9 protein-coding genes and 1 tRNA gene are annotated in these 11,332 nt (G+C 37.5%); 8 read left to right on the top strand and 2 right to left on the bottom strand.

Annotation, left to right across the window (positions count from 1 at the left end):
• The 4 genes from AWW83_RS07795 to AWW83_RS07780 form a co-directional block, all read left to right on the top strand.
• Positions 1-1,968, top strand: a 1,968-nt coding sequence (locus AWW83_RS07795) for a DNA translocase FtsK (RefSeq protein WP_102134822.1), incomplete at its 5' end; no start/stop codon positions are given.
• A gap of 10 nt (positions 1,969-1,978) precedes the next feature.
• Positions 1,979-2,188, top strand: coding sequence for a hypothetical protein (locus tag AWW83_RS07790; protein ID WP_092350595.1), 210 nt, complete (start codon positions 1,979-1,981; stop codon positions 2,186-2,188).
• Complete coding sequence (locus AWW83_RS07785) at positions 2,130-2,612, top strand: LolA family protein (protein WP_092350593.1); 483 nt, start codon at positions 2,130-2,132, stop codon at positions 2,610-2,612. The genes AWW83_RS07790 and AWW83_RS07785 overlap by 59 nt, the downstream gene beginning before the upstream one ends.
• Positions 2,613-2,633: 21 nt before the next feature.
• A complete protein-coding gene (locus tag AWW83_RS07780) occupies positions 2,634-3,659 on the top strand; it encodes a lysylphosphatidylglycerol synthase transmembrane domain-containing protein (RefSeq protein WP_159421146.1) in 1,026 nt (341 codons plus the stop codon).
• Between the two features lies 1 nt (position 3,660).
• Here the strand turns inward: AWW83_RS07780 and AWW83_RS07775 are convergent.
• Positions 3,661-3,734: transfer RNA gene (locus AWW83_RS07775), tRNA-Asp, on the bottom strand.
• 51 nt (positions 3,735-3,785) lie between these two features.
• Positions 3,786-4,751 (bottom strand): L-threonylcarbamoyladenylate synthase, encoded by a 966-nt coding sequence (locus tag AWW83_RS07770; protein ID WP_092350589.1) that lies wholly within the window; start codon positions 4,749-4,751, stop codon positions 3,786-3,788.
• 197 nt (positions 4,752-4,948) lie between these two features.
• On the opposite strand from AWW83_RS07770, the gene dnaK reads away from it, so the two are divergent.
• The 4 genes from dnaK (at position 4,949) to alr (ending at position 11,332) form a co-directional block, all read left to right on the top strand.
• On the top strand, positions 4,949-6,871 hold the full coding sequence (gene dnaK, locus AWW83_RS07765; RefSeq protein ID WP_092350587.1) for a molecular chaperone DnaK: 1,923 nt from the start codon (positions 4,949-4,951) through the stop codon (positions 6,869-6,871).
• Between the two features lie 94 nt (positions 6,872-6,965).
• Complete coding sequence (clpB, locus tag AWW83_RS07760) at positions 6,966-9,629, top strand: ATP-dependent chaperone ClpB (protein WP_092350585.1); 2,664 nt, start codon at positions 6,966-6,968, stop codon at positions 9,627-9,629.
• Positions 9,630-9,756: 127 nt separating this feature from the next.
• A complete protein-coding gene (locus AWW83_RS07755) occupies positions 9,757-10,248 on the top strand; it encodes a TIR domain-containing protein (RefSeq protein WP_143713931.1) in 492 nt (163 codons plus the stop codon).
• Positions 10,223-11,332 (top strand): alanine racemase, encoded by a 1,110-nt coding sequence (gene alr / locus AWW83_RS07750; protein ID WP_092350581.1) that lies wholly within the window; start codon positions 10,223-10,225, stop codon positions 11,330-11,332. Before AWW83_RS07755 ends, alr begins: the two co-directional genes overlap by 26 nt.

Here is an 11,332-nt window from a genome sequence, read left to right as displayed (position 1 = left end):
CTCGTTGCGTTGTTTCTTATTTCTGTTTTTCTGGGGAATTTAAAGCTAATGTTTGGGACTGAGGAATTCAGAGTTGAAATTTGTGGAACGGTTGGTCTGTATGTTGCGGATATTTTGATAAAACTTTTTGGTGAGCTTGGTTCTTTTTTAATTGTATTAACCTCTTTTTTGATCCTTGTTGGTTTTATTGTTGAGTTGAATTTTTATGATTCAGTTGTAATTTGGGGGGATAAAATTGTTTCTTTGTTGCGGAAATTAAAGCCGAAAATGGCGAAGCGTAAACAATCTAAAATTCAAGTTTTGAAACCAAGTCAAGCGGAACTTCCAAAGCAGACCGAGGTCAAAATTTCACAAGTTGAACCAAAACAGGATAAAATTGCTGAGATCGCTCAAGAGCCAATTGTTGAGGTTTCTCCCGATGTTAAGAAAACAACTGTATCAAAAGATGCGGTTAGAAATCAGCAAGTGAGAAAGAAAATTGATTTTAAACTACCACCAATTGAACTTCTTGATCCAAGCGAAGATACTCTTCTTGCTGATGAGGAGGAATTGAATATGAATGCTGAGTTGTTAAGGAATAAACTTGCAAATTTTGATATTGATATTGAAAAAATAACCATAACCCCTGGACCTGTTGTGACTCTTTACGAGATTGTTCCAGCTGCAGATGTAAAAATTAGGGAAATTGTCTCACTTGCTGATGATATAGCGCTTGCTTTAGCTGCTCGTGGCATCAGGGTGATAGCCCCAATGCCCGGGAAAGGAACTGTAGGAATTGAAATTCCAAATCGTAAACCTTCAATTGTAAGGATAAGAAGTGTGATTGATTCGCGTGAGTTTAAAAACTTCAATGGTGTTTTGCCAATTGCGATGGGAAAAACGATAACAGGGGAAGTGTATTGTGATGATCTTGCCAAGATGCCACATCTTTTGATTGGAGGGGCAACGGGCTCTGGAAAAAGTGTGGGAATTAACACAATAATCGTGAGTTTGCTCTATAAACTTTTGCCATCGGAAGTTAAGTTTGTTATAATTGATCCTAAAAAAGTTGAACTTGTAAATTATCGCAAACTTGTAAATCACTATCTTGCGGTTTGTCCTGATGTTGATGAAGAAATAATAACGACGCCTGAAAATGCTGTGCTTGTTTTAAAGAGTTTAGTAATTGAGATGAATGAAAGATATGATAAATTCTCAAAAGCAGGGGTTAGAAACATTCAAGATTATAATGAGCGGATAAGGCAGGGTCGGATAAAAAGCACAGAAGAGGTTCAACATTTTGAGTTGCCTTATATAGTTGTGATAATTGATGAGCTTGCTGATTTGATGCTTGTTGCTTCAAACGATGTTGAGGAGCCGATAACGCGACTTGCTCAACTTGCAAGGGGCGTTGGAATTCATCTTGTCATAGCAACGCAAAGACCTTCTGTTGATGTGATAACTGGTTTAATAAAGGCAAATTTCCCGACAAGAATTGCTTATCAAGTTGCGTCAAAAGTTGATTCAAGAACCATTCTTGATATGAACGGTGCGGAACAGCTCATTGGTAGTGGTGATATGCTTTATCTTCCAGCAGGAGCTTCTAAACCTATAAGAATTCAAAACGCTTTTGTCTCGGTTGAGGAAGTTGAAAGGATTGTTGATTACATTGCTTCACAGCCAGGGTATGATAGACCGTATGAGCTTCCTTCGGTTGTTGAAAAGCAAAAAATTGAAATTAACACGGGTGATGATTTTGATGAGCTTTTTGATGAAGCTGCTAAAATAGTTGTGCGTTATAAACAGGCGTCAACTTCTTTGCTTCAGAGAAAATTAAAAATAGGTTATGCAAGAGCAGCGCGGATAATGGATCAACTTGAAAGGGAAGGAATTGTTGGACCGCCAATTGAAGGGAATAAAGCGAGAGATGTTTTGATTGAAAGCGAAATTGAGCTTGAGGAGTATTTGAAAACGATAAAAAACAAATAAAATTTGAAAAATGCCGAAATCGTTGAGGTTTTTAATTTTTCTTCTTTTATTGTTTGATCTTTGCTTTGCTCAAAGCGGGAAAGATTTGGTTGAAAGGTTGAAGAAAAAATATCTTTCAATTGATGATGCGGTTGTAAAGTTTGAGCAAAGTGTAAGATACAATGTTACAAAATTTGAGCAAAGTTTTAACGGGACATTTTATTTCAAAAAAGAAGAATAAATACAGAGTTGAAACAGAACAACAAGTTCTTGTGACGGATGGAAATACAAGTTGGCTTTATTCAAAAGTTAACAAACAAGTTATAATTGACAGATACAAAGAGGACAAAAATGCTCTTTCCCCGGATAAATTTTTGCTTTCAATTTCGGACGATTATATACCTGTGATTTTGAAGACGGAAAAAGAAGGTGATAAAAAAGTTTACATTTTGAAGCTTACTCCAAAAAGCGAAGATTCATTTATTGAGTCAGCAAAGGTTTGGGTTGTGGAAGATGATTTGAGAATTGTAAAAGTTGAAATTGTTGATGTAAACGGGACAACGACAACTTATGTTGTAAAAAGTGTTAAGTTCAATTCTGGGCTTGACGATAATTATTTTAAATTTTCAATCCCGCCTGATGTAAAGGTTGTTGATTTGAGGTAAAATAAATTTTTGGTTAATGATTTGAGATTAAAAAATTTCCTTAGATTCGCTTCGGGGATATTGATTGCTATTGTCTTCCTATATTTCGCTTTCAAAGGGATTGATTTCTCTGAATTTATCAAAGTTTTTCTCAAGGTCAATTACTTTTACATAGTTTTGATGTTTTTCGTTTTACTTCTTTCCAATTTTTTCAGGGCTTTGAGATGGAAATATCTTTTGAAACCTGTTAAGTCTGAGACATCTTTTATTCATTTTTTTGAGGCGACGATGATTGGTTATCTTGCGAACAATATATTCCCACGCGCAGGGGAAATTTTAAAAGCGTATACATTGAGCAATGATGAGAAAATTTCAAGCGCTTCAAGTTTGGCAAGCGTTTTTCTTGAGAGAATGCTTGATGTTCTTTTCTCGCTTTTTTTCTTTGCTCTTGCGATGTTATGGAACAGAAAAATTTTTGAGAGACATTATCCCTGGCTTGGTGAAGTTGCTCTGACAAGTGCTATTATCGTTGCTTTGATTCTTTTAATTATCTTGGCTCTTTTGATATGGAGGGATAAGTTTGTTTCTTTGTTAAGTTCAATTATAAAAATTTTTAACCGTAAGCTTGCTGAAAGATTTGAGAAGTTTTTTCATTCTTTTATACTTGGTTTTGAAGCGATAAGGCACAGGGGGGTGCATTTGCAGATAATTATTTTGAGCTTCTCAATTTATATTTGCTACATTTTTGCTGGTTATTTTCCGCTTTTTGCATTTGAAATTGAAAGGGAAAAAGTTGGATTTTTTACTGCACTTGTGATATTTGTCGTTTCAACAGTTGGGTTTATAGTTCCAACCCCAGGTGGAGTTGGCAGTTATCATTCGTTCATAACTGGAGCACTTGTTGGTCTTTACGGGATAAAGCACGAGGTTGCCTTAGGTTATGCAGTTTTGACGCATGGGGTTGGATATTTGACGAATGGTTTGATTGGGGTTTATTTTGCGTTAAGAAAACATATTAAGTTAACAAGAGAGATAGAAGAAAAGTTGAGTTTAACTGATGATAAATAAGCGGAGCCGACGGGGCTCGAACCCGCAACTTCCAGCGTGACAGGCTGGCGTGCTAACCAATTGCACCACGGCTCCTTTTTGTAAACCGAAATAAATATAATCAACTTGGCTAAAAAATGCAAATTTTCACTCAATCTTCTTTCCAGATGCTTTTCTCAATCTATCCATAATTGCAATTCCAAGCCCAACTTCTGGAACTTCCTGTGCATAAATCACATCAACCCCGGCTTCATCAAGTCGATGAAGTGCGGAGAATAAATTGCTTGCTGCTTCAACAAGATCACCTTTTTCCGAGAGGATCTCAACATGCTTTGCTTTTACTTCAAAGTCATATTTTTTAAAAAGCAAAATTCCGGCATTTTCAATTCTCTTGTCCAGAATTTCTTCAATTGATGAGAAAATCTTAACAGGTGTTCTGGGTGAGTAATGTGTTTGAAGTTGTCCGGGGGATAGAATTTTTTCTGATTTAGTTTGAATTTTAACTTTTCCAATTACTTTTTCAATTTCTTCAATTGGAAGTCCACCGGGGCGTAATATCGTCGGTTCATCAAGTAATGAAAGAACAGTTGATTCAACTCCGATCGGGCATTTGCCACCATCAAGAATTAAATCAATTTTATCACCAAGTTGTTTTTCAACATGGTCAGCGGTTGTTGGGCTTATGTAGCCGAATGGATTTGCACTTGGTGCGGAGATTGGGGTTTCAGCGCTATCAATCAATGCAAGTGCAACAGGGTGAGATGGCATTCTAATGGCAACGCTTTTAAGTCCAGCGGTGACAATATCAGGAACAATTTCAGATTTCGGTAAAACAAGGGTAAGTGGACCTGGCCAGAATTTTTCAATTAGTTTGAGAGCTTGCTCATCAATTTTTTCTGTTAATTTTTCAAGCCAGTTGAATTTTGAAATATGAACGATGAGTGGGTCAAATTTGGGACGATTTTTTACTTCAAAAATTTTTGCCACGGCGTATGGATTAAGCGCATCAGCACCAAGCCCATAGACAGTTTCAGTCGGAAATGCGACAAGCCCACCTTTTTTTATTATTGAGCCAGCAAGTTTTATATTTTCATCATTTGCTATCACTCGCATAGGACAAAATTTCTTAAATTTGTGAAATCTTTTCAATGTTCTGACAAATTAAACAAATTTTGGGTGCAAAAGTTCAATAGGTCAAAAGTTCAAGTGATTATCTTTTAATGATTTTCTTTGGCACATGCTTTGCAATATAAATTTACAGAAAAATTTTCGCTTTTCAATCAAAAACAAAACAAGCGAGGTGAAAAATTATGGGAAAAATAGTTGGAATTGATCTTGGGACAACGAACTCTGTTGTTGCGGTTAAAATGGGAAACGATGTTGTTGTAATCCCGACATCCGAAGGACCTAGGACACTTCCTTCCGTGGTTGCATTTACAAAGACAGGAGAACGACTTGTTGGACACCCTGCAAAAAGACAAGCGATTACAAATCCTGAGAACACGATTTATTCAATAAAGAGATTTATGGGAAGATTTTATGACGAAGTAATTGAGGAAGCAAGAAGAGTTCCATACAAGGTTGTGCGGGGTCCAAATAACACAGCAAGAGTTCAAATTGGAGACAGAGTTTATTCACCACCAGAAATTTCAGCGATGATTTTGCAGAAATTGAAACAAGATGCAGAAGCATATCTTGGTGAAAAGATAACAGATGCAGTTATTACAGTTCCTGCTTATTTCAACGATGCGCAGCGTCAGGCGACGAAAGAAGCGGGTGAGATCGCTGGTTTGAATGTAAGGAGGATAATCAATGAGCCAACAGCAGCAGCTCTTGCATTTGGGCTTGATAAGAAAGGAAAACAGATGAAGATTGCGGTTTTTGACCTCGGTGGTGGAACTTTTGATATTTCAATTCTTGAAATTGGTGAAGGTGTTTTTGAAGTTAAAGGAACAAGCGGGGATACGCATCTTGGCGGTGATGATTTTGATCAGAGGATAATTGATTGGATTGCTGAGGAATTCTTGAAACAAGAAGGAGTTGATTTACGCAAAGATCCAATCGCATTGCAGAGATTAAAAGAAGCAGCTGAAAGAGCCAAGATTGAACTTTCAAGCCGACTTGAAACAGAGATAAATCTTCCATTCATAACTGCAACGAACACCGGACCAAAGCATTTACAGATGACTTTGACAAGAGCAAAATTTGAAGCTTTGATTGATGATCTTCTCCAGAAGCTCATTCCACCGTGTGAAGAAGCATTGAGAAGAGCGAAATTAACAGTTGATGATATTGATGAGGTTATACTCGTTGGCGGTTCAACGAGAATTCCAAAGGTTCAGCAAATTGTTCGTGATTTCTTCAAGAAAGAGCCAAATAAGAGCGTAAATCCAGATGAAGCAGTTGCGATAGGTGCTGCAATTCAAGCAGCAGTTCTTGCTGGTGAAGAAAAAGATATTTTACTCCTTGATGTTACACCGCTTTCACTCGGAGTTGAAACGCTCGGTGGAGTTATGACTGTTTTAATCCCGGCTAACACGACAATTCCAACAAGAAAGACAGAGATATTCACAACTGCTGCTGACAATCAAACATCGGTTGAGATTCATGTTTTGCAAGGTGAGAGACCGATGGCAAAGGATAACAGATCACTTGGAAGATTTATACTTGATGGAATTCCACCGGCACCGCGTGGAGTTCCACAGATTGAAGTTACATTTGATATTGACGCAAATGGAATTTTGCATGTGACGGCGCGTGATAAAGCAACGGGTAGAGAGCAAAGCATCAGGATAACCGCATCAAGCGGTTTGACAAAGGAAGAAATTGAAAGGATGAAACGTGAGGCACAGGAGCACGCTGAGGAGGATAGAAGGAAACGTGAAGAAGCCGAACTCAGAAATCAAGCGGATAACCTTGTTTATACAACTCGTAAGCAATTGAGAGAGATTGGCGATAAACTTCCATCCGATTTGAGAAACAAAGTTGAAATGAAAGCGAATAAACTTGAAGATTTGATAAAGACAAACGCACCTATAGCTGATGTTAAAGCTGGTATGGATGAGTTAACGCGTGCTTGGAATGAAGCTTCAAATTATCTCTATCAGCATGCGACATCTGGAACTTACAGCTCCGGTTACGCTGGTGGAACTTCGCAGGAAGAGCAGAAGAAAGATGTCAAAGATGCTGATTATGAAATCGTGGATGACAAGGATAAAAAAGAAAAGAATTAAAGTTAGATTAAAGCACCTTTTAAATCAGGGCGAGGTTTTTAACCTCGCCTTTTTTGTCAAAATTTAAAAAATTAACAAGTGGAGGTGATAGAAAATGAATTGGAATAAATTTACGATAAAATCGCAAGATGCAATTCAAAAAGCGATGCAAATCGCTGCTGAGAGAAATCATCAAGTAATTGAGCCGGAACATTTGCTTCTTGCGTTGATTGACGATGAAACTGGACTTGTAAATTCAATCATAAAGAAAATTGGCGGGAATATCGCATACATTAAAAATAGATTGAACGAGTCAATCAAAAGATTTCCTCAGGTTCAAGGAGCAGGGCTTGGGAATCAGTATATCTCGCAGAACTTGATGAAAGTTTTTGATGACGCTCTCAAAGAAGCAAATCAACTCAAAGATGAATACATAAGCGTTGAGCATCTGTTAATCGCTTTATCGGAGAATAGAAATAACGACGCCGGAAGAGTTCTCGCTGATCAAGGGATCACGAAGGATGCAATTTTGAAAGTTATGCGTGAAATTCGTGGTTCTCAAAGAGTTACGGATCAAAATCCCGAAGACAAATATCAAGCACTTAAAAAATACGGTAGAGATTTAACCGAGCTCGCACGGCTTGGGAAGCTTGATCCTGTTATTGGGAGAGATGAAGAAATAAGAAGAGTGATGCAGGTGTTAAGCAGGAGGACGAAAAATAATCCAGTGTTAATTGGTGAACCCGGCGTTGGAAAGACGGCAATTGTTGAAGGAATTGCACATAGAATTGTTCAAGGTGATGTTCCCGAGCCGTTGAAGAATAAGCGAATTTTTGCGCTTGATATTGGAGCTTTGATTGCTGGGACGAAATATCGCGGTGAGTTTGAAGATAGATTAAAAGCTGTTTTAAGAGAGATTCAAGAGTCAAATGGTGAGATAATTCTTTTCATTGATGAATTGCACACAATCGTTGGTGCTGGAGCAGCTGAGGGAGCGGTTGACGCAGCGAATATGTTGAAGCCAGCGCTTGCCCGTGGCGAACTTCACGCAATTGGTGCAACCACAATTGATGAATATAGAAAGCACATTGAGAAAGACCCGGCGCTTGAGAGAAGATTTCAACCTATACTTGTTGAAGAACCATCTGTTGAAGATACAATTTCAATTTTGCGTGGATTGAAGGAAAAATACGAAGTCCATCATGGAGTCAGAATCACGGACGCTGCAATTGTCGCAGCTGCTCAATTGAGCCATAGATATATAACTGACAGGTATCTTCCAGATAAAGCAATTGATTTGATTGATGAAGCAGCTTCAAAATTGAGAATTGAAATTGATTCAATGCCAGAAGAACTTGACGAGCTTGAAAGAAAAATTAAACAGCTTGAAATTGAGAGAGAAGCGGTGAAGCGAGAGCTGACTTCAAATTATGCAACTGATGTTGATAAAAAAGCAACGCAGAAGAAACTTGAAGAAATTGAGCAGGAACTTGCTTCACTTCGTGAGGAAAGAGATCGTTTAAGAGCTCACTGGGAAATGGAGAAGGAACTCATAAAGTCAATCCGTGAGATGAAAGAGCAAATTGAAAAAGCAAAAATTGAAGCTGAAAAAGCAGAAAGGGAAGGAGATTATGCAAGGGTTGCGGAGTTAAGGTATGGAGTTATTCATTCGCTTGAAATGAAGTTGAAAGAAACAACTCAGAAACTTGCTGAGGTTCAAAAAGATTTGAGAATGCTCAAAGAGGAAGTTGATGCGGAAGATATTGCAGAGATAGTTTCAAAATGGACTGGAATACCTGTTCAAAGAATGCTTGAAAGTGAGCGAACGAAACTTTTACATATGGAAGAAAGATTGCACGAAAGAATAGTTGATCAAGAGGAAGCGGTTAAAGCGGTCAGCAACGCCATTCGCAGAGCAAGAGCTGGACTTCAAGACGAAAGAAGACCCATTGGTTCATTTCTTTTCATCGGAAGCACAGGAGTTGGAAAAACAGAACTTGCAAAAGCACTTGCTGAACTTCTCTTTAACGATGAAAATGCGATGATAAGAATTGATATGTCGGAGTATATGGAAAGATTTTCTGTTTCAAGATTGATTGGTGCTCCACCCGGATATGTTGGTTATGAAGAAGGTGGGCAATTGACAGAGGCAGTGCGTAGAAAACCATATTCAGTTGTTTTGCTTGATGAAATTGAAAAAGCACATCCGGAAGTTTTCAACATACTTTTGCAGGTTCTTGAAGACGGAAGATTAACCGACAGCAAAGGTCATGTTGTTAACTTTAAAAACACAATCATCATAATGACATCAAACATTGGCTCGCATATAATTCAGGAAAAAATGTCAAGAATGACGGATGAAAACAGGGATAAAATTATGGAAGAATTGAGAGAGGAACTTATGCAGATTTTGAGGCAGACGATAAGACCTGAATTTTTGAATAGAATTGATGAAATAATCTTCTTCAAACCATTGACGAAAAGTGATATCTTGAAGATCGTTGATTTGCAGATTAAACAGGTTAACAAGCGACTTGAAAAGAACAATATGAAGATAGAATTAACTGACAAAGCTCGTGTATGGCTTGCGGACATTGGCTATGACCCAACATTTGGAGCAAGACCTTTGAGAAGAGTTATTCAAAAGCACATTCTTGATCCGCTTGCTGAGAAAATTCTTGCTGGTGAATTTATGAATGGAGATACTGTAATCGTTGATCTTGATTATCACAGTAAGCCAGTTTTCATAAAGAAAGTTGAAGAAGTTGAAGTTGTCTAAATTGGTTTGGGGAGCGAAAAGCTCCCCTTTTTTATTTTTGTGGGGGTTGAATTTGGCTCGTATGTTTGAAAATTTCAATTGTTAAATCTAAATTTTACATTGTAATGCAAACAAAGTGGAGTTTAAATTGATAGCGTATCTATCTGGAGGTATGGAATATGCAAGCGACGGTGGGAAAGGGTGGAGAGAAGAAATTCAGAAGTGGCTTAAAGAAAATTTATCTCACGATGTTTTTAATCCTGTCGTTGAAACGGAGAGATTTTTGAGCGAAAAATATCCAGGGATTGATTTTCGTGAGCTTAAGAGAACATCGCCTGAAAAATTTAAAGAGATAATTTCACAAATTGTTGGGAGAGATTTGGAAGCGGTAAGTTTTTGTGATTATGTTATCTGTCTCTGGGATGAAGGGGCAGAAAAAGGTGCGGGAACACAGGGTGAGATAACGCTTGCTAAATTTCTTAACAAACCAGTTTTTATTGTCACAAAATTTAACTTCTCAAGGATTCCTTCCTGGATAATTGGGTGTGCGGATGAAATTTTTGAAAATTTTGAATCATTGAAAAATTTTCTTCTAAAAAAATTTAAGTTTGCTTATGCGTCCAACGCGAGCGGAAATTAATCTCTCCGCTTTTGAATTCAACCTTAAACAGGTTAAAAAACTTGTGGGAGAGAAGACAAAAATTATGGCTGTCGTCAAAGCAAATGCTTATGGACACGGCGCAGTTGAAATATCAAAGGTTGCAATCTCCCTTGGCGTTGATTACCTTGCGGTTGCAATACCAGAAGAAGGAGTTGAATTGAGAGAAAATGATATAAAAACACCGATACTTGTCTTCACACCACCTTTTGAACATCAAATTGAGTTATTTTTCAAATATGATCTGACACCGACAATTGTTTCAATTGATACTGCAGAAAAGTTCAATTTACTTTCTGAAAAATTTGGCAAAAAAATCAGATGCCATATTAAAGTTGACACTGGAATGGGGAGAATTGGTGTAAATCATAAAGATGCAGTTGAATTTGTGAAAAAAGTCCATTCTGACTTTAAAAATCTTTACATTGAGGGGATTTACACGCATTTTGCAACTTCTGATGAGAAAGATAAAACCTACGCACGAGAACAATTTGATAAATTTATTGAAGTTATTCGCACACTTGATGATTTCGGAATCAAGATACCTTTGAAACATTGTGCAAATTCCGGCGCTATTCTTGATTTGCCCGATACATATCTTGATATGGTAAGACCTGGGATAATGCTTTACGGTTATCATCCATCACTTGAAGTTTTAAACAGAGTTGAGTTAAAACCGGTGATGACATTGAAATCAAAAGTTTCGTTTATCAAAGAAGTTGATCCGGGAACAAGCATAAGTTATGGGAGAAAATTTATTGCAAAAGAGAGGACAAAAATCGCAACAATTCCGATTGGCTACGCTGATGGATACAGAAGACATCTAACAAATCTTGGCAAAGTTGAAATAAACAAAAAAATTTTCCCTGTCGTTGGCACTGTCACAATGGATCAAATTATGGTTGATGTGGGCTTGAACACAGATGTGAAAGTTGGTGATGATGTAATTTTGTTTGGAAGTGAAAATTTAACTGCTTGGGATGTTGCTCAATTGCTTGGGACGATACCGTATGAGGTTTGTTGCAATGTTTCTTCTCGTGTTCCAAGAGTTTATTTAAGAGATTAA

It is taken from the genome of Candidatus Chryseopegocella kryptomonas, from assembly GCF_001536065.1.
Taxonomy (GTDB): Bacteria; Bacteroidota; Ignavibacteria; order Kryptoniales; family Kryptoniaceae; genus Kryptonium; species Kryptonium kryptomonas.
The sequence above is the reverse complement of the archived record's forward strand: the minus strand, read 5'-3'. Positions and strand labels throughout refer to the sequence as shown.